Annotated in this window: 19 protein-coding genes; 7 read left to right on the top strand and 12 right to left on the bottom strand. The window is 51.7% G+C overall.

The genetic code is table 11. The features are described 5' to 3' along the window. Positions 1-16 precede the first annotated feature (16 nt). The 3 genes from wecA to trxA all read right to left on the bottom strand — a co-directional run bounded on the left by wecA (position 17) and on the right by trxA (position 3,308). A complete protein-coding gene (wecA, locus tag LVQ76_RS20295) occupies positions 17-1,108 on the bottom strand; it encodes a UDP-N-acetylglucosamine--undecaprenyl-phosphate N-acetylglucosaminephosphotransferase (RefSeq protein ID WP_134187791.1) in 1,092 nt (363 codons plus the stop codon). Between the two features lie 252 nt (positions 1,109-1,360). Further along, the gene (gene rho / locus LVQ76_RS20290; protein WP_034492237.1) at positions 1,361-2,620 is read right to left on the bottom strand and encodes a transcription termination factor Rho; all 1,260 of its coding nucleotides are present in this window, start codon (positions 2,618-2,620) and stop codon (positions 1,361-1,363) included. Positions 2,621-2,978: 358 nt separating this feature from the next. Beyond that, a complete protein-coding gene (gene trxA, locus LVQ76_RS20285; RefSeq protein ID WP_034461718.1) occupies positions 2,979-3,308 on the bottom strand; it encodes a thioredoxin TrxA in 330 nt (109 codons plus the stop codon). 118 nt (positions 3,309-3,426) lie between these two features. Between trxA and rhlB the strand changes: the two genes are divergently transcribed. Next, the gene (gene rhlB, locus LVQ76_RS20280; protein WP_034461719.1) at positions 3,427-4,698 is read left to right on the top strand and encodes an ATP-dependent RNA helicase RhlB; all 1,272 of its coding nucleotides are present in this window, start codon (positions 3,427-3,429) and stop codon (positions 4,696-4,698) included. Between the two features lie 6 nt (positions 4,699-4,704). Continuing rightward, positions 4,705-6,189, top strand: coding sequence for a guanosine-5'-triphosphate,3'-diphosphate diphosphatase (gppA, locus tag LVQ76_RS20275; protein WP_232922336.1), 1,485 nt, complete (start codon positions 4,705-4,707; stop codon positions 6,187-6,189). 1 nt (position 6,190) lies between these two features. Here gppA and rep read toward each other — a convergent pair whose 3' ends face one another. The 4 genes from rep to LVQ76_RS20255 all read right to left on the bottom strand — a co-directional run bounded on the left by rep (position 6,191) and on the right by LVQ76_RS20255 (position 10,501). Further along, entirely contained in the window at positions 6,191-8,212 is a 2,022-nt protein-coding gene (gene rep / locus LVQ76_RS20270; protein ID WP_232922356.1) for a DNA helicase Rep, read from the bottom strand. 91 nt (positions 8,213-8,303) lie between these two features. Continuing rightward, positions 8,304-9,032: a nicotinamide riboside transporter PnuC gene (gene pnuC, locus LVQ76_RS20265; protein ID WP_232905378.1), complete on the bottom strand. Its 729-nt coding sequence runs from the start codon at positions 9,030-9,032 to the stop codon at positions 8,304-8,306. Further along, positions 9,032-9,781: a nucleoside phosphorylase gene (locus LVQ76_RS20260; RefSeq protein WP_232922335.1), complete on the bottom strand. Its 750-nt coding sequence runs from the start codon at positions 9,779-9,781 to the stop codon at positions 9,032-9,034. Before LVQ76_RS20260 ends, pnuC begins: the two co-directional genes overlap by 1 nt. A 27-nt stretch (positions 9,782-9,808) precedes the next feature. Further along, complete coding sequence (locus LVQ76_RS20255; protein ID WP_233338077.1) at positions 9,809-10,501, bottom strand: Crp/Fnr family transcriptional regulator; 693 nt, start codon at positions 10,499-10,501, stop codon at positions 9,809-9,811. Between the two features lie 278 nt (positions 10,502-10,779). On the opposite strand from LVQ76_RS20255, the gene ppiC reads away from it, so the two are divergent. Then, positions 10,780-11,061, top strand: coding sequence for a peptidylprolyl isomerase PpiC (gene ppiC, locus LVQ76_RS20250; protein WP_064515151.1), 282 nt, complete (start codon positions 10,780-10,782; stop codon positions 11,059-11,061). Between the two features lie 170 nt (positions 11,062-11,231). Here ppiC and ilvC read toward each other — a convergent pair whose 3' ends face one another. Then, positions 11,232-12,707, bottom strand: a complete 1,476-nt coding sequence (ilvC, locus tag LVQ76_RS20245) for a ketol-acid reductoisomerase (protein ID WP_151995967.1) — start codon at positions 12,705-12,707, stop codon at positions 11,232-11,234. A 165-nt stretch (positions 12,708-12,872) separates the two neighbouring features. Between ilvC and ilvY the strand changes: the two genes are divergently transcribed. From ilvY to fabV, 4 genes are all read left to right on the top strand, one after another. After that, positions 12,873-13,775 carry an HTH-type transcriptional activator IlvY gene (gene ilvY / locus LVQ76_RS20240; protein ID WP_151995971.1) on the top strand — a complete coding sequence of 301 codons (903 nt, stop codon included), beginning with the start codon at positions 12,873-12,875 and terminating at the stop codon, positions 13,773-13,775. A gap of 131 nt (positions 13,776-13,906) precedes the next feature. Continuing rightward, on the top strand, positions 13,907-14,911 hold the full coding sequence (locus tag LVQ76_RS20235) for a dihydroxyacetone kinase subunit DhaK (protein WP_232905376.1): 1,005 nt from the start codon (positions 13,907-13,909) through the stop codon (positions 14,909-14,911). 1 nt (position 14,912) lies between these two features. Then, entirely contained in the window at positions 14,913-15,542 is a 630-nt protein-coding gene (dhaL, locus tag LVQ76_RS20230) for a dihydroxyacetone kinase subunit DhaL (protein WP_232905375.1), read from the top strand. A 237-nt stretch (positions 15,543-15,779) separates the two neighbouring features. Beyond that, positions 15,780-16,973 (top strand): enoyl-ACP reductase FabV, encoded by a 1,194-nt coding sequence (gene fabV / locus LVQ76_RS20225; protein WP_232922334.1) that lies wholly within the window; start codon positions 15,780-15,782, stop codon positions 16,971-16,973. 71 nt (positions 16,974-17,044) lie between these two features. On the opposite strand, the gene LVQ76_RS20220 is transcribed toward fabV, so the two are convergent. Genes LVQ76_RS20220 through LVQ76_RS20205 form a run of 4 tightly spaced genes read right to left on the bottom strand, consistent with a single transcriptional unit; the run spans position 17,045 to position 19,697 of the window. After that, positions 17,045-17,311 (bottom strand): HPr family phosphocarrier protein, encoded by a 267-nt coding sequence (locus LVQ76_RS20220; protein WP_035896560.1) that lies wholly within the window; start codon positions 17,309-17,311, stop codon positions 17,045-17,047. 16 nt (positions 17,312-17,327) lie between these two features. Further along, a complete protein-coding gene (locus tag LVQ76_RS20215; protein ID WP_232866443.1) occupies positions 17,328-17,969 on the bottom strand; it encodes a dihydroxyacetone kinase family protein in 642 nt (213 codons plus the stop codon). Between the two features lie 9 nt (positions 17,970-17,978). Further along, on the bottom strand, positions 17,979-18,989 hold the full coding sequence (locus LVQ76_RS20210) for a dihydroxyacetone kinase subunit DhaK (protein ID WP_232922333.1): 1,011 nt from the start codon (positions 18,987-18,989) through the stop codon (positions 17,979-17,981). A 45-nt stretch (positions 18,990-19,034) separates the two neighbouring features. Beyond that, positions 19,035-19,697, bottom strand: coding sequence for a class II aldolase/adducin family protein (locus LVQ76_RS20205; protein ID WP_232905373.1), 663 nt, complete (start codon positions 19,695-19,697; stop codon positions 19,035-19,037). Between the last annotated feature and the right edge of the window lie 95 nt (positions 19,698-19,792).

Genomic DNA, 19,792 nt, shown 5'->3' with positions numbered 1-19,792 from the left:
CCGACTACTTTCAGAATTAAGAAATACTGCTGGTATTTCTACGTTGCCGACGCTTATGACGTCTTATAAAACGAGCAACTTTCCAGGCTCGTTTGATACAGTAATCATAGAGAACAAATGCAAGCAAGAATAATGCCAACATGACCCATTCTGGAATGAAATGCATGTATTCAGCCGCTACGCCAATTGAAGCAAGCAGAGCTGCTGCTGCTGTGATGAGTACGAATGCCTGCCGAGAAGTAAAACCGGCTCGCATAATCAGATGGTGAATATGCTGGCGATCTGGTGAGAATGGACTCATACCTTTGCGTAGTCGGCGATACATGATGGCAATCATGTCCATCAATGGAATGGCAATAATCCATAATGCGGTGACAGGGCTAATAGGATGAGTTTTGCCCTGCGTAGTTTCAAGCAAGATCCAGATGACGGTAAAACCAATAAGAGTACTCCCCGCATCGCCCATAAAGACTTTATAGCGACGACCAAGTATCCCAAGGTTTAAAAGAATATAAGGCAGGATGGCAGCAATCATTGCGAAGCACCACATAGCCAAACTCAATTGCCCATCGAAATAAAGAATAATCCCCATTGCCGCAAAGGATACGCAAGAAAGCCCACCCAGCAGACCGTCGATACCGTCAACCATGTTGAAAGCATTTATTGCGGCCCAAACCGCAAATAAGGTTAAAAAATAACCGAACGGGCCGAGAACCATTTCCCACGAGCCAAAAATATAGCCGAGGCTGAGCAGGTACAATTTTCCGACCACCATCATCACAATGCCGATTAAAGCCTGAACCGAAGCCCTAATTTTTACACTGATATCAAAACGGTCATCCAGGGCGCCGACAAATACCAGCACTCCAGCACATATCAAATAAAGCCATGCATGCGGGATATAGTAGTTAGCAATCAGAAAAGTAAAACAGATCCCAGCATAAACCGAGATACCGCCGACCAAAGGAATGAGTCCTTGGTGGCGTTTACGGAAGTTGGGTTTATCTACCAGACCGATTTTTTTTGCCGCTTTGCGCGCAAAAAAAAGAAAGATAGTGGTGAATAAAAAAATACAAACCAGGTCAGTTCCAGCGGTGATTAAATTCACAGTGCAAGCTCTCTGCAAAATAAAAGGTCAAGGACAACTTCTTTGAAGTCTACCCCGTCCAATGGTTATATACATCTAATCCTTGAACAACCTGGTTATTATTCAAACAACATCATCCAGCATTGCTGTAAATAACATAATGGCATTCCTTGCCACAATTATGTGCTTAGCTGCGATCATTACAGCTATATCGTATATACCAGAAATGAAAAACGCCACGTCTAAGCGTGGCGTTCCCCGAGTTTTTGTTACTTACGAGCGCTTCATCATATCAAAGAAGTCTTCGTTGGTTTTCGTCATCGCTAACTTGTTGATGAGGAATTCCATTGCATCAATCTCACCCATTGGGTGGATGATTTTACGCAGGATCCACATTTTCTGCAGTTCTTCCTGGGTAGTAAGCAACTCTTCTTTACGTGTACCTGAACGATTGTAGTCAATAGCAGGGAACACACGCTTCTCAGCGATTTTACGCGCCAGATGTAGTTCCATGTTGCCGGTACCTTTAAATTCTTCGTAGATAACTTCATCCATTTTAGAACCGGTATCAACCAACGCTGTAGCGATGATAGTCAGACTACCACCCTCTTCTACGTTACGTGCAGCACCGAAGAAGCGTTTTGGACGATGCAGGGCGTTAGCATCCACACCACCGGTCAACACTTTGCCGGATGCCGGTACAACGGTGTTGTACGCACGGGCCAGACGAGTGATGGAGTCGAGAAGAATGATAACGTCCTTCTTATGCTCAACCAGACGTTTCGCTTTCTCGATAACCATTTCGGCAACCTGAACGTGGCGTGATGCTGGCTCATCAAAGGTAGAAGCAATCACTTCGCCTTTAACCAGACGCTGCATCTCGGTTACTTCTTCAGGACGTTCGTCGATCAGCAAAACCATCAGCACGCAGTCTGGGTGGTTATATGCAATGCTGGTTGCAATGTTTTGCAGCAGCATGGTTTTACCGGCTTTTGGCGGTGCCACAATCAGGCCACGCTGACCGCGACCGATTGGCGATGCCAGATCCAGTACACGTGCAGTTAAATCTTCGGTAGAACCGTTACCACGTTCCATGCGTAAACGAGAGTTAGCATGCAGCGGGGTTAAGTTTTCAAACAGGATTTTGCTACGCGCGTTTTCCGGCTTGTCGTAGTTGACTTCGTTAACTTTCAGCAGTGCAAAGTAACGCTCACCTTCTTTCGGCGGGCGAATCTTACCGGAGATGGTATCCCCTGTGCGGAGGTTGAAACGGCGGATTTGGCTGGGAGAAACGTAGATATCATCAGGACCGGCGAGATAGGAGCTGTCTGCAGAGCGGAGGAAACCAAATCCGTCCTGCAATATCTCCAGTACACCGTCACCAAAGATATCTTCACCACTCTTCGCATGTTGCTTCAGGATGGAGAAAATAATGTCCTGCTTGCGCATACGGGCTTGGTTTTCCAGCCCCATATTTTCGCCGAGAGTAATCAGCTCAGAAACCGGCGTATTCTTTAATTCGGTAAGATTCATAATGGTGGGTTCTTAAACTCGGGGTAAATCTCGAACATGTATCGTGAATGGTATGGCAGGATCATCCATGCCTGTTTAATGGCCACCACCACATGTCTTATCGCTGCCTGGTCATAGGAAAAACGCAGAACTGAAACGACACGACGGAATGGGTGATACGCCCGAAATCGATTATGCGACCGTATGTTCACTGTAAAACAGCGTCTTAGTGAAGAGAAACTGGAAGCATTGGGTATTACAAAGATTCAAACTACAAGACAAGTTCTAAATGCAGTAAAAGTAACTTAGCATGACTGACGCCGGGCGTCCAGCGGCTCACAAAAAATTGCGAACCACGCACGCACCGGCTGAGATTCCATTATGCCAGATTAGCGTCGAGGAACTCTTTTAACTGGCCTTTGGACAGCGCGCCAACTTTGGTCGCAGCCACTTCACCGTTCTTGAACAGCAACAGAGTTGGGATACCACGGATACCATATTTTGGTGCCGTGCCCGGGTTCTGATCGATGTTCAGTTTAGCAACGGTCAGATTGCCCTGATATTCATCAGCGATTTCATCAAGAATCGGGGCGATCATCTTGCATGGACCACACCACTCTGCCCAGAAATCAACCAGGATCAACCCATCAGCTTTTAGCACGTCCGTGTCGAAACTGTCGTCAGTCAGGTGAATAATTTTATCGCTCATGTTCTACTCCGCAGGATTATGTCTACCTTGTTGGTGTAGCATTAACCAACTTAAGGTTGACTTTATTTCACCGGATACGCTTTCGTAAAGCAATAGTTAGCTGATATTCTACCACACTATGAGCAAAACACATTTGACCGAACAGAAGTTTTCCGACTTCGCCCTGCACCCTAAGGTGATTGAAGCCCTTGAAAATAAAGGGTTCCATAACTGCACCCCTATTCAGGCACTGGCACTACCGCTGACACTAGCGAATCGTGACGTTGCAGGGCAGGCGCAAACCGGTACTGGCAAAACGATGGCGTTTTTAACGTCAACGTTCCATTATTTACTCTCTCACCCGGTTCCAGAGAATCGCCAGGTGAACCAGCCGCGTGCCTTAATTATGGCGCCGACTCGTGAACTGGCAGTCCAAATTCACTCTGATGCAGAGCCACTAGCACAATCGACCGGCCTTAAACTCGGCCTGGCGTACGGTGGCGACGGCTACGATAAACAGCTTAAAGTGCTGGAAAGCGGTGTTGATATTCTTATCGGCACAACTGGTCGTTTGATTGATTATGCCAAGCAAAACCACATTAACTTAGGCGCAATTCAGGTTGTGGTGCTGGATGAAGCCGATCGCATGTACGATCTGGGCTTTATTAAAGATATTCGCTGGTTGTTCCGTCGCATGCCGCCGGTGACTCAACGCCTGAACATGCTGTTCTCCGCTACATTATCTTACCGTGTGCGTGAACTGGCGTTCGAGCAGATGAACAACGCGGAATACGTGGAAGTTGAACCGGAGCAAAAAACCGGTCACCGCATTCAGGAAGAGCTGTTCTACCCTTCTAACGAAGAGAAAATGCGTTTGCTGCAGACCCTCATCGAAGAAGAGTGGCCAGATCGCGCCATCATCTTTGCCAACACAAAACACCGTTGTGAAGATATATGGGGTCACCTTGCAGCCGATGGGCACCGTGTTGGTTTGCTGACCGGCGATGTTGCTCAGAAGAAACGTCTGCGCATCCTTGAAGAATTTACCCGTGGCGACCTCGATATTCTGGTTGCAACCGACGTTGCAGCGCGTGGCTTGCATATCCCGTTAGTGACACACGTTTTCAACTACGATCTTCCTGATGACTGCGAAGATTACGTTCACCGTATTGGCCGTACCGGTCGTGCTGGCGAAAGTGGTCATTCCATTAGCCTTGCGTGTGAAGATTATGCGTTGAACCTGTCTGCGATTGAGACTTACATTGGTCACTCAATTCCAGTCAGCAAATACAAAACTGAAGCACTGTTAAGCGAACTTCCTCCACCGAAGCGTCTGACTCGCGCCCGTCCGGGTAACGGTCCTCGCCGTAATGGTGGCGCTCCTCGCGGTAATCGCCGTCGCACAGGTTAAAAATTTATGCTCAGCTCCACCTCGCTGTATGCTGCAATAGATTTAGGCTCTAATAGCTTTCATATGTTGGTTGTACGTGAGGTGGCAGGGAGCATACAAACCCTTGCCCGGATTAAGCGAAAAGTACGCCTTGCTGCTGGTTTAAGCCGCGACAATACGCTTTCACGTGAAGCAATGGAGCGCGGGTGGCAATGCCTGCGCTTGTTCGCTGAACGTCTTCAAGATATTCCTCAAACCCAAATTCGCGTTGTCGCAACCGCGACACTCCGCCTTGCCACCAATGCCAGTGAATTCATCCAGCAGGCTGAAAAAATCCTCGGCTGCCCGGTGCAAATTATTCATGGAGAAGAAGAAGCACGTCTGATTTATCAAGGTGTTGCCCATACGACAGGCGGTGCCGATCAACGCCTAGTGGTTGATATCGGCGGTGCCAGCACGGAACTTGTGACAGGCTCGGGGGCGCAAACAACTGCACTCTTTAGCTTATCAATGGGTTGTGTGACCTGGCTTGAACGCTTTTTTAGCGACCGGAATCTGGCAAAAGAAAACTTTGATGCCGCCGAAAGCGCTGCAAAAGAAGTTCTCAGGCCGATTTGCGACCAGTTAAAACATCACGGTTGGAAAGTGTGTGTCGGTGCGTCAGGCACCGTGCAAGCGCTGCAAGAAATCATGATGGCGCAAGGAATGGATGAGCGCATTACGCTCGCAAAACTTCAGCAACTGAAGCAAAGAGCGATTCAATGCGGGCGTCTTGAAGAGCTGGAAATCGAAGGCTTAACGCTGGAAAGAGCGCTGGTTTTTCCAAGCGGGCTGGCAATTTTGATCGCTATCTTTGAAGAGTTATCAATAGAATGTATGACACTTGCAGGTGGCGCATTGCGCGAAGGCCTGGTTTACGGAATGTTGCATCTGTCTGTTAATCAAGAGATCAGAAGCCGTACCGTACGCAATATCCAACGTCGTTTTATGGTGGATACCGGTCAGGCAGAACGCGTTCAGCAATTAGCATTAGCCTTCACCACACAGTTAAAAGATGCATGGAACCTAACGCCACTCAGCATAGAAATGCTCAGCAGTGCAGCATTGCTGCATGAAATTGGCCTGAGTGTTGATTTCAAACAGGCGCCACAACATGCCGCCTATCTGGTGAAGAATCTTGATCTTCCAGGATATACACCAGCGCAGAAAAAGCTGCTGGCAACGCTAATGTTGAACCAGACAAACCCAGTCGATCTCTCTTCTCTCCACCAGCAAAACGCCGTACCACCTCGTATTGCGGAACATCTCTGTCGCTTGTTACGTCTGGCTATTATCTTCGCCAGCCGCAGACGGGACGATATCTTGCCGCAAATTGCCCTGAAAGTTGAGGGTGAAACCTTAAATCTCGAGCTTCCAGAAAAGTGGCTGGAATGCCACCCTCTAGGTGCTGAACTGCTGGAACAAGAAAGCCTGTGGCAAAGCTATGTCCACTGGCCTTTGATAATTAAATAATTCAGCTTTTACGCGCTTTTGCCAGCATTTCACGGATGTTGGCGACATTACTCTGCCCTTTCGTCATACGTTCTTCCGCCGATACCACTTTACGTTCAGTCTCCCACTGCAAATCATCCTGTGGCAATTCCAGCAAGAAACGACTCGGTTCCGGGCGGATCAGTTCACCATACTGACGTCGCTCTTTGCAAAGCGTGAAGGTTAGCTCTTTCTGCGCACGAGTAATCCCCACGTAAGCCAGGCGGCGCTCTTCATCAATATTATCTTCGTCGATGCTACTCTGATGCGGCAGAATGCCCTCTTCCATCCCGACTAAAAATACGTACGGGAACTCCAACCCTTTCGAGGCATGAAGGGTCATTAATTGCACCTGGTCTGTGTCTTCATCACTCTCGCCACGTTCCATCATATCGCGCAGGGTAAAGCGTGTGACGACCTGAGTCAGCGTCATCGGCTCATCAATTTCTGAACCCTCAAGCATTTCCGTCATCCAGCTGAAAAGCAGGTTAACGTTCTTCATGCGCATTTCTGCGGCTTTCTGGCTAGGCGAGGTTTCATACAGCCAGCTTTCGTAGTCGATGCCGTGAATCAAATCGCGTACCGCTGCGATCGGTTCGCGCTCGGCAAGGGTCGCCACATCACGCAACCAGTGCGTGAAACGCTGTAACGACTCCAGACCACGGCCATTTAACGTCTGGCTCAAACCCATATCAAAGCTTGCGCCAAATAAACCTTTATTACGCTGAGTTGCCCAAGTACCGAGTTTTTGCATCGTAACCGGGCCAATTTCACGTTTCGGCGTATTCACAATCCGCATGAATGCGCTGTCGTCATCCGGGTTGGTCAGCACACGCAGATAGGCCAGCAGATCTTTGATTTCAGGACGTGAGAAGAATGAAGTTCCACCAGAAATACGATAAGGAATGCGGTTTTGCATCAACATTTTTTCAAACACGCGCGACTGGTGATTCCCGCGATAGAGAATGGCGTAATCTTTGTAGTTGGTCTTATTGACGAAGTGATGGGCAATAAGCTCGCCAGTTACGCGTTCGGCCTCATGATCTTCACTGTTCGCGGTCAGCACTTTTAATTCGGTGCCGTAACCCAGCTCCGAAAACAGCCGCTTTTCGAACACGTGAGGGTTATTGGCGATCAAAATGTTTGCCGCTTTCAGAATGCGCCCGGAAGAACGGTAATTCTGCTCAAGCTTAATGACCTGAAGCGCCGGGAAATCCTGGCTTAGCAAAACAAGGTTTTGTGGTCGTGCGCCACGCCAGGAGTAAATCGACTGGTCGTCATCGCCCACTACGGTAAACCTTGCTCGCGCGCCCACCAGCAGCTTCACCAGTTCGTACTGGCTGGTGTTGGTATCCTGGTATTCATCCACCAGCAAATAGCGGATGCGGTTTTGCCAACGCTCGCGCACTTCTTCATTGCGCTGTAAAAGCAGCGTTGGCAGCAAAATCAGATCGTCAAAATCCAGTACGTTGCACGATTTCAAATGCGTATCGTAAAGCTCATAACAGTGGGCAAAGATTCGGTCGCGTTCTCCTTTCGCCTGCGCTGCGGCCTGCGACGGGGTCAGCAGATCGTTTTTCCAGTTTGAGATCGTCGAGATCAATTGTTGCAATAACGTTTTATCGTCTTCGAGCAAACCCTCCGTCAGCTCTTTTAGCAACGCCATCTGGTCGGTGTCGTCAAACAGCGAGAAGTTAGACTTCATGCCGAGAGCGGCGAATTCACGTTTGATTATCTCAAGCCCTAACGTGTGGAACGTGGAGATCAGCAGACCGCGCGCTTCTTTGCGCCCCAGCGTTTGCGCCACACGCTCTTTCATCTCACGCGCTGCTTTGTTGGTAAAAGTCACGGCGGCGATATGGCGAGCCTGATAACCGCATTCGCGGATCAGATACGCCATTTTATTGGTGATAACACGCGTTTTGCCGGAACCAGCGCCCGCCAGGACCAGGCAGGGTCCTGTGACAAATTCGACGGCTTGTTGTTGGCCAGGGTTTAAACGCATGATGTATTGCTCAATCTTCGAACGGGGGAAGGATTGTAGCAGAAGTGGTGCAGATGGTGCAGCGGGCAGCCCAATCGAGCTGCCCGAAAAATCAGGAGGAGGCAGAAGCCAGAGGCGCATAGCCATTACGTTTTGCACGGGCGACCCAGCTACAGGAACCCATCACCGCAATTGCCGTCAGCAAAACATATTCAAGCGACATCGCGTAAACACCTTGAATGGCATAAATAACCACGCTTATCACGTCAATCACGACCCACAGCAGCCAGTTTTCCACATATTTACGGGTCATTAGCGCCATTGCCACTATCGAAAGCACCAGCATGGTTGAGTCCCAGAACGGCATCGCATCAGGTTGCAGCTCTGGCATCACTACGGAAATACCCACAGCCTGCAAGACGGAAATCATCATGTGGGTTAGCGCCGCAAACACCGGGTCGATAAATAACGTCATCAACAAAATTGCCACAATACAAATCGCACCCAGTACGGCGGTTTGCTGACGAGATAACCAACGAACCTTGAGCGTGGCCTCATTATTTTCGGTCTGCCGACTCCACGCGTACCATCCATAAATATTGGCGGCAAAGAAGAACACTTGCAGCAGCAAGCTGGCATAAAGCTGAATCTGAAAGAAGATAGCCGCAAACAGCGTGACGTTAATCAACCCAAACAAATAGTTGATGATTTTTTCCTTGCTGGCGAACCAGATACATAGCAAACCAAACAGTGTACCAATCGCTTCAATCCACGATAGTGCATAGCCACCTTCACCCAAAGGGATCGAGACCATCACATTGTTAATACTGAAAAAATCCATTATTCTTCTCCTTGCTGACTATCAGCATAGATTGCGCGTAGTGCCAGCAGGATTTGGCGTTCTTCACCCTCCAGACACAAAGTTTCCTGCTGCACGTAGTCGTTGATACTGCTATCAAGGCAACCGTTATGTTCGACAACGACATTCAACAGTGACGCTGTGCGCAGCCCGCGTAATGCTCCAACAACCATCAGCGCGGCACTCTCCATATCCGCGCCCAGGATTCCCCGAGCTGACCATTCCGCATCCAGCAGCACTTCTCGATCAGTGTAAAAACTGTCATGGCTACGCACCAACCCATGAACGGCGGGGATGCCCATTTGCTTTGCCTGCTGAACTAGTGTTGCGGTTAACAGCGGATCGGCACAGGCCGGGTAACAAGCTGGTGCATAGGTTCTGCTGGTGCCGTCATCCGCGACGGCTCCGTGAGCGATAACGATATCCCCCAGTGCCAGGCTATCTTGCAACGCACCGCAACTGCCAATACGAATCATCGTTTTCACACCAATCTGGCACAGTTCCTCAATAGCTATCGCCGTCGATGGGCCACCGATCCCCGTGGATAGCACCAGAATTTCAATACCCTGATACCAGCCGCTCATGGCCCGAAACTCACGGTTTTGCCCCAGTTTTTTAGGGTTATCCAGAAAACTGGCAATACGATCTACGCGATCTGGATCACCGGGTAACAAAGCGTACTTCGCACTCGTCATATTATGATCAAGCCGAATATGTGGCTGAAGCGACATCATCCCTCTCCTTATCTTTTCCTTTATTTAGATATCAGCCTCCTGCCTGAGTTGCTCAGGGGCCAGCAATACAACTCTTTCTCCTTCAGTATCAATAATCCGAAGCGATTTCAGGTCATGTAAAATGCGATTAACACTGCGCGTTGTGGCCGCAAACTCCTGACTGATATTTTGTTTATCAATAAATATTTCAGTCGTTTTCTGCTGTTGAAACTGCAGCCAGAGCGCCTGACATACCCGCTGATGAAGTGAATAAAGATTGTCGCTGCTGGCCTTCCTGGACAGCTGGTAATATTGCTGGCTGAAAAATCGTAGCATCCGCTGGTTAAAATAATTATCGAGCTCCAACCAACGGCAAAAATGTGTCTGAGATAAGCTCAATATTTGCGTATTAGTGACAGCAGAAACGGAACAGATGTAATGCCGTGATTCAAATATTTCCAGCTCACCTAACATGTCACCTTTGTAGTAACGAGCCTGCCGATAACGGCGGCCATCCTCAGCTTCAAAGAAGACATCAACTTCACCTGCAACAATTAATGAAAAACGCTGGCATTTATCCCCCTGTCGGCAAAGCATTGCTCCACGAGGCACTTCTTCAAAAATCCAGCGCTGCATAATCTCCAGTGGGCAATTTTTTAATAGTTCATACAGCACTGGATCACGCACAACCTGTGTCAGCCCTGATAACCAACCATCTGAAAATTCAGTCTCTTTCATTATATTTATGATAGCGCTCTCCATAACGGGAAAGACAGGACGGGTGTCCTGCGTAATGGGGAGAAGGCCTTTAAAAAGGTTGCCCACCTCCCGATTCCTTCAATCGGATGGGACATCTGTCCTGCTACGCCAAAGTGCATATGCCCGACGGCTGAAAGACTGGTACTGGTAAAGAAGGGATTATTGCAAAGTAAAAGGAAAATAAACCAAATTTGGCTATCACATGACGCATGCTATTATTGCGGCCAGATTTATATTCACCCAATCAAGGCACTATCATGGCAAAAACCGCGGCAGCATTGCATATCCTTGTTAAGGAAGAAAAACTGGCTCAGGAAATTTTGGCGCAGCTTCAAGCTGGCGGCGACTTTGAGAAACTGGCTAAAAAGCATTCCACCTGCCCATCAGGCAAAAAAGGTGGTCACTTAGGTGAATTCCGTCAGGGCCAGATGGTTCCGGCGTTCGATAAAGTGGTTTTCTCCTGCCCGCTGCTGGAGCCATATGGCCCGCTGCATACTCAGTTTGGTTACCACATTATCAAAGTGTTATACCGCAACTAAAAAAAGCCCGGTAGCTTTAAGCTTACCGGGCCTGTATCAATGCTATACCCCTATGGATTTCGATTTGCAGCCAGGCGGCAAGTGAGTACAGCCCCGGAAGCATAGACAACTATGTGACTGGGGTGTACGAGCGCCGCCAACACAGCGGCGAATCGAAAGACGACGGGGTATTATCCTGCTACTGCAATACGCTTCATATCTTTCATATAGCCGCGCAGTTTCTTGCCAACGGTTTCGATTTCGTGGTTACGAATCGCTTCGTTAACATCACGAAGTTGCGCGTTATCAACCGCACCAGCCGGGATTTCTTTACCCAAGTCACCCGCTTGCAAAGTTGTCATGAACTCTTTCAGCAATGGAACTGCTGCGTAAGAGAACAGGTAGTTGCCATACTCAGCGGTATCAGAGATAACCACGTTCATTTCGTACAGGCGCTTACGTGCGATGGTGTTGGCAATCAGCGGCAGCTCGTGCAGAGATTCGTAGTAAGCTGATTCTTCGATGATGCCCGCATCAACCATGGTTTCGAATGCCAGCTCAACGCCCGCTTTCACCATTGCGATCATCAGAACGCCTTTATCGAAGTATTCCTGCTCAGAAATCTTACCGTCAAACTGTGCAGCGGTTTCGAAGGCAGTTTTGCCGGTCTCTTCACGCCAGGTCAGCAAGTTCTTATCATCATTTGCCCAGTCAGCCATCATGCCGGAAGAGAATTCGCCGGAGATGATGTCGTCCATGTGTTTCTGGAATAATGGAGCCATGATGGTTTTCAATTGTTCAGACAACGCATAAGCACGGACTTTCGCCGGGTTGGACAAACGGTCCATCATCAGCGTAATACCGCCTTGTTTCAGCGCTTCGGTGATGGTTTCCCAGCCGAACTGAATCAGTTTTTCAGCGTATGCCGGGTCGGTGCCCTCTTCCACCAGCTTATCGAAGCACAGCAGAGAACCCGCTTGCAGCATTCCACACAGAATGGTTTGCTCACCCATCAGGTCAGATTTAACTTCTGCCACGAAGGAAGATTCCAGAACACCTGCACGGTGGCCGCCAGTAGCCGCAGCCCAGGCTTTAGCGATGGCCATACCTTCGCCTTTCGGATCGTTTTCCGGGTGAACCGCAATCAGAGTCGGAACACCGAAACCACGTTTGTATTCTTCACGAACTTCAGTACCCGGGCATTTTGGCGCAACCATTACAACGGTGATGTCCTTACGGATTTGCTCGCCCACTTCAACCACGTTGAAACCGTGGGAGTAACCCAATGCTGCACCGTCTTTCATCATCGGCTGAACAGCCTTAACAACCGCAGAGTGCTGCTTGTCTGGCGTCAGGTTAACAACCAGATCCGCTTGCGGGATCAGTTCTTCGTAAGTACCCACTTTAAAACCGTTTTCGGTCGCTTTACGCCATGAAGCACGTTTCTCAGCGATAGCTTCTGCGCGCAGAGCATAAGCAACATCCAGACCGGAGTCGCGCATGTTCAGACCCTGGTTCAGGCCTTGTGCGCCACAACCGACGATGACGACTTTTTTGCCTTTGAGGTAGCTTGCTTCATCGGCGAATTCATCACGCCCCATGAAACGACATTTACCCAGTTGCGCCAACTGCTGACGCAGGTTCAAAGTATTGAAATAGTTAGCCATCGTGGTGGTACTCCGTAATTGTTGTGTTGTGCTTTGTAAGGTTCGCCAGCCGTGTCTTGCTTGCGATAATGAACTCACTATATGACAGGAAATGCGTTGCTGAAATTGATATATTAACAACGTGACGTTGCAGTTTTTGCAACGTGAAAACGAGGGCTGATGACCATGGATTTACGCGATCTGAAAACGTTTCTTCATCTTGCGGAAAGCCGCCATTTTGGCAGGAGCGCGCGCGCCATGCACGTTAGCCCTTCTACGCTTTCGCGCCAGATCCAGCGCCTTGAAGACGATTTAGGCCAGCCTTTGTTTTTACGTGATAACCGCACCGTGACGCTGACTGAGGCCGGGGAACAACTAAAACAGTTCGCCCAGCACACGCTGTTGCAGTATCAGCAAATGCGCCACACCATCGGTCAGGAAGGGCCATCGCTGACCGGCGAACTGCATCTGTTTTGCTCAGTTACCGCCGCCTACAGCCATTTACCCCCGATTCTCGACCGATTCCGTGCGGAACATCCCAATGTAGAGATCAAGCTGACCACCGGCGATGCAGCGGATGCGGTAGAAAAAGTGGATTCCGACGAAGCCGACCTTGCGATTGCCGGTAAGCCAGAAACGCTACCGCCAGGCGTTGCTTTCTCGATTCTGGATAACTTATCCGTGGCACTTATCGCCCCAGCGCTACCGTGTCCGGTGCGGGCGCAGGTGAACCAGCCAGATCCCGACTGGGCAAAAGTGCCGTTTATTTTGCCGGATCAAGGCCCGGTGCGCCGCCGTATTGAGCTATGGTTCCGCCGCCAGAAAATCAGCAATCCGTCGATTTATGCCACCGTCGGCGGCCATGAGGCGATGGTCTCTATGGTAGCGCTGGGCTGCGGCGTGGCGCTGCTGCCGGAAATCGTGCTGGAAAATAGTCCCGAGCCGGTGCGTAACCGCGTGATGATCCTTGAACGTAGCGATGAGAAAACACCGTTTGAACTGGGTGTTTGCGTACAGAAAAAGCGGTTGCATGAACCGTTGGTGGATGCCTTCTGGAAGATTGTTCTGGAGCGCAAAATCGCCGAATAGTGTTAACGCATTCAGCCCCCAGTCATGCCCCTGGTTCGGGAGATTAATTGGTATCAAAGGTGCCAGGTGTAAACGGGCTCCGCAGGTAAAATCGTCACTAAAGAAACAGGACCTTACGAGAGGGAGTGACGATGCAAAAACCCAAAAAGATCTTCAATAACACCGATAATATTCGTAGCGAAATCATGGAAGGGCTGGTGTACGCGGGGCGCGGTAAGATCCACGCCCTGCCGGAGTATTGCGCGGTTTATCGTACGCTGGCGCAAAACGGCCAGACCGTTATCGTCAGCGGCGGTGGCAGCGGCCATGAGCCGACGTTTGCCGGGTTCGTCGGCGAAGGCGGCATCGATGCCTGCGCGCTGGGCGAAGTCTTCACATCCCCCTCTCCCGACCAAATCATTGAAGCCAGCCGTGCCGTTCATCAGGGCAACGGCGTGCTGTTCCTCTACGGCAACTACTCCGGCGATGGCATGAACTTTGATATCGCTGCTGAAATCCTTGCTGAAGAAGGGATCGAGTGCCGCACCGTGCGTGCCACGGATGATATTGCCTCGGCACCGCCGGAAAGAATGTCCGACCGCCGCGGCGTGGGTGGGCTAGCGTTTTTGTACAAGCTGACCGGCGCCGCAGCCCAGTTTGAGCACTACGCCCTGCCAGAGTTGGAAGCGCTGGCAAAAAAAGCCAACCATAACACCCGCACCATTGGTGTCGCGCTCAGCGGTTGCGCGCTGCCGCAGGCCGATGCCTTTAACTTCACGCTGGCCGATAACGAAATCGAGCTGGGCATTGGCATCCACGGTGAACCTGGGCTGTGTCGTATTCCGATGCCACAGAGCGATGAGCTGGTCGAGATGATGATTGAACGCCTGTGCAACGACCTGCCTTTCGCGAAGGGCGACAGCGTGTGCGTGTGCGTCAACAACCTCGGTGCACTAAGCAACACCGAACTAATGGTGGTCACCCGTAAAGTCGGCATGGCGCTGACGGCGCGGGGAATCAAAACCTACGACGTGCAGGTTGGCCATTTCTGTACCTCGCTGGAAATGTCCGGTTTTTCCCTGAGCATGCTGCGGCTGGACGACGAAATGCAGCGCCTGTATGACCACCCAATCCGCACCCTCGGCTGGAGAAACTAAGATGAACACCACACAATTTATCGCCTGCCTGCGGTACGTCTCTGAGGGAATGATCGCCAGTGAACCACGACTGACCGTGCTCGATCAGGTCATTGGCGATGGCGACCACGGTATCGGCATTAAACGCGGCTTTATCGCGCTTAACGCACTGCTCGCCGCACCAGAATTTACCGCCACTGATATTGGTGACGCTCTGCTGCAAAGCGGTACTCGCCTGATGACCAGCATGGGCGGCGCGTCCGGGGCCATTTTCGGTACCCTTTTCCGCGCTGGGGGTAAAGGCCTGACTGGGCGCACTGAGCTGGATGCTGCCACCCTCGCCGAGTGGTTGGCGATCGGCATGCAGGCCATCCACCAGCGCGGCGGCGCCGAGCCGGGGGATAAAACGATGGTCGATGCGTTGGCCGCCGCCGCCGAGTGCGCCAAAGCGGACGTAGCGCTAGCGCTGCCGGAAGCGCTTACCCACTGCGCGCAGGCGGCAATGGCGGGCGCAGAGGGCACCAGCGCGATGGTTGCGCGCTTTGGGCGCGCCAAAAATCTGGGTGAGCGGACCATTGGCCACTGCGACCCAGGCGCGGTGTCGATGGCGTTGATCCTGCAGTTTATGGCGGAATTTGCCCATCAGAACTAACCTGCAATAGCGCTCAACGTCCACAGGGGCCATGTTTACGCATGGCCCCTTTTCTGGCCTGCGGTCCGGCGTCTGACGGCTAAAATCAGTGGTAGATTCAGTATTAGCGCTCCTTTTCTGTATAATGTTGGGATCCATTGTAGTGGGGGGATTGTTAACCATGTCGTTAAACAAGCCAGAACAGACGGTGTCATTGCGTACTTGACAGCGAAAATACAAACTTAATTAGCCATCATTATGATAATCAAACCAAAAATTCGTGGATTCATCTGTACAACGACCCATCCGACTGGCTGTAAAGTCAATGTGGAAAAACAGATCGAGTACGTTAAGCAAAACGGCAAAATCGAGAACGGCCCTTCCCGCGTGCTGGTGATCGGTGCTTCCACCGGTTACGGCCTTGCTTCCAGAATTTCCGCCGCCTTTGGCAGCGGTGCCGCCACTATCGGCGTATTTTTCGAAAAACCAGGCACGGACACCAAGCCAGGTTCCGCAGGCTGGTATAACTCTGCCGCCTTCGACGAAGCGGCCAAGCGTGAAGGTCTGTATTCCAAAAGCATCAACGGCGACGCGTTCTCTGACGAATGCCGCGATGAAGTGATCAAACTCATCAAAGAAGACCTGGGCCAGATTGATCTGGTGGTTTACTCACTGGCTTCCCCAGTGCGTAAAATGCCGAAAACCGGTGAAGTCGTCCGTTCTGCGTTGAAGCCAATCGGCGAGGTTTACACCTCTAAAGCGATTGATACCAACAAAGATCAGATCATAACCGCCAGCATTGAGCCGGCAACCGAAGAAGAAGTTCAGAACACCGTTACCGTTATGGGCGGCGAAGACTGGGAACTGTGGATGGGCGCGCTGAGCGAAGCTGGCGTGCTGGCTGAAGGCGTGAAAACCGTGGCCTACTCCTACATCGGTACCGACCTGACCTGGCCAATCTACTGGCACGGTGCGCTGGGTAAAGCGAAAGAAGACCTCGACCGTGCGGCGGGTGAACTGCGCAACCAACTGGCTCCGCTGAACGGTTCTGCCAACGTTGCGGTACTGAAGTCCGTCATCACCCAAGCGTCTTCCGCCATTCCAGTGATGCCGCTGTACATCTCCATGGTCTTCAAGCTGATGAAAGCACAGGGGATTCACGAAGGTTGTATCGAGCAGATCAACCGTCTGATAACCACCAGCCTGTACGGCGACAAAGTGGCGCTTGATGACAACCAGCGTATCCGTATGGATGACTGGGAACTGCGTGAAGACATTCAGCAGGCATGCCGCGACCTGTGGCCGCTGATCACCACTGAAAACCTGGCGCAAGAAACCGACTATGCAGGCTACAAGCAGGAATTCCTGAACCTGTTCGGTTTTGGCCTCGACGGTGTGGACTACGACGCTGACGTGAACACCGAAGTTGAATTCGACGTGATCACGCTGTAATTTTTTGATGCTGCCGTAAAAGGGTTCATGCTTGCGCATGAACCCTTTTTTATTCGGTCTGAGATGCCTGGCTAATCGAAACCAAAGCCTTCAGCGAACAGCACCTTCAACTTCGCCATCGCCTCCTGCTCGTCGCTGCCGCTGCAGATGATCTCAAGCGATCCTCGGCCTTTGATCCCGGCCCCCAGGATACTCATGATGCTTTTTCCCTTGATGGTTTTGCCATCGTAGATCATCTCGATCCGCGACTGGTACTGCGCGCACGCCTTTGCCAGTACGCCCGCCGGGCGGGCATGAATACCGTGCAGGTTGCTGATTTTCACCACTTCTTTCAACATAATTTCGGTTCCTTACTTACTGCCCGTTTGCCAGGTACATAGTCTGAACGACGTTAAAATAGCCCTGAATCAGAAGCTGGGCGACCATCGCGCCTGGGTCGACGAACGCACGGGATCGCTCGCCGTGGATAGCCGCACGCCCGTGCTTCGCCACCATCGTGGTGGTCTGCTGCACACCCTGCTGTGCCGCTAACAACGCTTCCCGCGCCACGCTCAGCGGGTCGCCCTGACCACGCAGCACCACCAGCGCCGGAGCCATCCCATCAAGAAAGGTTTTTTCGCCCAGTTGCGCTTTGCCGCGCTGCTGCACGCCATCAAACCAGGACTGGAAAAAGTCGCCCACGTCCGACAGCGTCATCGTCTCTCGCCCCTTAAAGACTTTTCCCGCCTGCATCAGGCCGGAAGCCATCAGCGTACCCATCGTTGAGGGCACTGCCGAGGCCATGGCTTTACCCGCCAGATAGAAAAACCGTCCCAGATCTGGTTCATCGCTATGCTGCGCATAGTCCGACGCCGCGGCAAAACCATCACTCATGGTGAGGCCCAGATCGCCGTCGCCCACCACGCTGTCCAGTTCAGTCAGTACCGTTTTGTTGCCCTGCATCACCCGCGCCCACTCGGCAAAGAGCGGGCGTAAGCTCTCGCTGTTTAACGTCATAGCGCCTCCTTAGGCGGGAAACTGCCGGAACATCGGCGTGTCGGCCTGCGCGTTCAGCAGTGCCTTAAGCTCATCGTCTACCGGCATCAGGCTGATGGACATGCCGGTCATCTCCATCGCCGTGGCGAATTCCCCCACCCATACGCGGAAGACGCGGATGTTGCTCTGCGCCAGAATCTGGTGCACGTGGCGATACATCAGGTACAGCTCTTCCAGCGGCGTCGCACCGAGGCCGTTAATCAGCACCGCCACTTCATCGCCCTGCTGGCAGGGCGAGTCGGCAATCAGCCAGGACATCATCTCTTCAGCAATATTTTCAGCTCTCAGCTGCGGCCCGCGGCGGATACCGCTTTCGCCATGGATACCCATGCCGATTTCCATCTCGTTGTCGCCAATATGGAATCCCGGCTGACCGATACGCGGCACGATGCACGGCGACAGCGCCACGCCCAGTGTCCGCACGCGTTCCCCGGCCTTCTGCGCGATACGCTGGACGGTGTCGAGGTCATCCATCCTGCCGGCCGATGCGCCAGCACATTTGTAGACGAAGAAAATCCCCGCCACGCCGCGTCGTGTGGTGGCACCGCCACCCGGCACGGAACCGGCAGAATCATCGGCGGCAACGACCGTGCAGGTCCGAATGTCGCTCTCCATGTCGGCCATTTCCGCCGCCATGTCAAAATTGAAGATATCGCCGTTGTAGTTGCCGTACAGGTACAGCACACCCGCACCGCTGTCTACCGCCTGCGTGACGGCCAGAATTTGCTCCGGCGACGGTGACTGGAACACATCGCCAATGGCGCAGCCGTCCAGCATGCCCTGCCCAACGTAGCCGAGGAACAGCGGCAGGTGCCCGGATCCGCCACCGGTGACAATCCCCACCTTGCCGGGCACCGGGCGCGCCGTGGCAAGGCAGTGCAGATCCTCATTCACAAAGCGGAACTCATCGGGGTGCGCCAGATAGATACCTTCCAGCATCTCTGGGATAAAATCCTCCGCCTGATTCAGAAATTTTTTCATGCATTCTCTCCATGAATATCCCGCCCGAACGGGCGGGCGCGTCAATTAGCGGGCAAATTTGATCTGTGACGGGTAGGCCCAGCGCTGCAGCTCTTCCGGCGCAAAGGATTCAGGCTCCTTACCGCCGTTAATCACCAGCGCGTGGTAGTAAATCTGCGCCATCTCCTCCAGGTAAGCGGATTTCAGCACCGCTTCATACGGGTCTTTATCCACGCCGATTGCGCCATGTTTTTCCATCAGGATGGCATCGGCACGCTTGATAGGTTCGATCACGCTATCGGAAAGCGCCCGGGTGCCGGGGCGGCCATACGGCGCGACCGGGATCACCCCATCCTTGAGGTTGAGAATGGCGCACTCGTACACCACCGCCGGGATGGGTTTATTCAGCACGGCAAAGGAGGTCGCGTAGAGAGAGTGCGTGTGGGAAATCGCGAACACGTCGGGACGCGCTTTATAAATCTCGATATGCATCAGGCATTCGCTGGTTGGGCGCAATCCCGCTTCGCTTTCAATCACGTTGGCTTCAACGTCCATCACCACGATGTCGCGCGGCGTTAAATGCATTTTGTCGATAGTGGTTGGGGTCACCAGAATAAGCCCCGTCTCTTTATCCCGTACGCTGGAATTACCCGCTTTATGTTTACAGAGTCCCCATTGCTGAGCGGTTCTGGCCATTTCAACGACGTGTTTTTTCTGAATTTCTAACATAATATTTATCCTGTATACGGTTATAGGGGCGAGCGATGTCGCGACAATGATTGCCGGGAAATAACGTTGCAGTTTTTAAGCTGCAACAGCGTTTA

Origin of the sequence: Buttiauxella cochleicola, from assembly GCF_021283185.1 — a bacterium.
Taxonomy (GTDB): Bacteria; Pseudomonadota; Gammaproteobacteria; order Enterobacterales; family Enterobacteriaceae; genus Buttiauxella; species Buttiauxella massiliensis.
The sequence above is the reverse complement of the archived record's forward strand: the minus strand, read 5'-3'. Positions and strand labels throughout refer to the sequence as shown.

Bases quoted from the DNA above. Each gene is read 5' to 3' on its own strand.
- ilvC (WP_151995967.1), bottom strand. From the start codon at position 12,707: ATGGCTAACTATTTCAATACTTTGAACCTGCGTCAGCAGTTGGCGCAA.
- LVQ76_RS20205 (WP_232905373.1), bottom strand. From the start codon at position 19,697: ATGTTAGAAATTCAGAAAAAACACGTCGTTGAAATGGCCAGAACCGCT.
- LVQ76_RS20235 (WP_232905376.1), top strand. From the start codon at position 13,907: ATGCAAAAACCCAAAAAGATCTTCAATAACACCGATAATATTCGTAGC.
- LVQ76_RS20260 (WP_232922335.1), bottom strand. From the start codon at position 9,781: ATGTCGCTTCAGCCACATATTCGGCTTGATCATAATATGACGAGTGCG.
- rep (WP_232922356.1), bottom strand. From the start codon at position 8,212: ATGCGTTTAAACCCTGGCCAACAACAAGCCGTCGAATTTGTCACAGGA.
- pnuC (WP_232905378.1), bottom strand. From the start codon at position 9,032: ATGGATTTTTTCAGTATTAACAATGTGATGGTCTCGATCCCTTTGGGT.
- LVQ76_RS20255 (WP_233338077.1), bottom strand. From the start codon at position 10,501: ATGAAAGAGACTGAATTTTCAGATGGTTGGTTATCAGGGCTGACACAG.
- LVQ76_RS20220 (WP_035896560.1), bottom strand. From the start codon at position 17,311: ATGTTGAAAGAAGTGGTGAAAATCAGCAACCTGCACGGTATTCATGCC.
- LVQ76_RS20215 (WP_232866443.1), bottom strand. From the start codon at position 17,969: ATGACGTTAAACAGCGAGAGCTTACGCCCGCTCTTTGCCGAGTGGGCG.
- gppA (WP_232922336.1), top strand. From the start codon at position 4,705: ATGCTCAGCTCCACCTCGCTGTATGCTGCAATAGATTTAGGCTCTAAT.
- rho (WP_034492237.1), bottom strand. From the start codon at position 2,620: ATGAATCTTACCGAATTAAAGAATACGCCGGTTTCTGAGCTGATTACT.
- ilvY (WP_151995971.1), top strand. From the start codon at position 12,873: ATGGATTTACGCGATCTGAAAACGTTTCTTCATCTTGCGGAAAGCCGC.
- rhlB (WP_034461719.1), top strand. From the start codon at position 3,427: ATGAGCAAAACACATTTGACCGAACAGAAGTTTTCCGACTTCGCCCTG.
- LVQ76_RS20210 (WP_232922333.1), bottom strand. From the start codon at position 18,989: ATGAAAAAATTTCTGAATCAGGCGGAGGATTTTATCCCAGAGATGCTG.
- fabV (WP_232922334.1), top strand. From the start codon at position 15,780: ATGATAATCAAACCAAAAATTCGTGGATTCATCTGTACAACGACCCAT.
- ppiC (WP_064515151.1), top strand. From the start codon at position 10,780: ATGGCAAAAACCGCGGCAGCATTGCATATCCTTGTTAAGGAAGAAAAA.
- dhaL (WP_232905375.1), top strand. From the start codon at position 14,913: ATGAACACCACACAATTTATCGCCTGCCTGCGGTACGTCTCTGAGGGA.
- trxA (WP_034461718.1), bottom strand. From the start codon at position 3,308: ATGAGCGATAAAATTATTCACCTGACTGACGACAGTTTCGACACGGAC.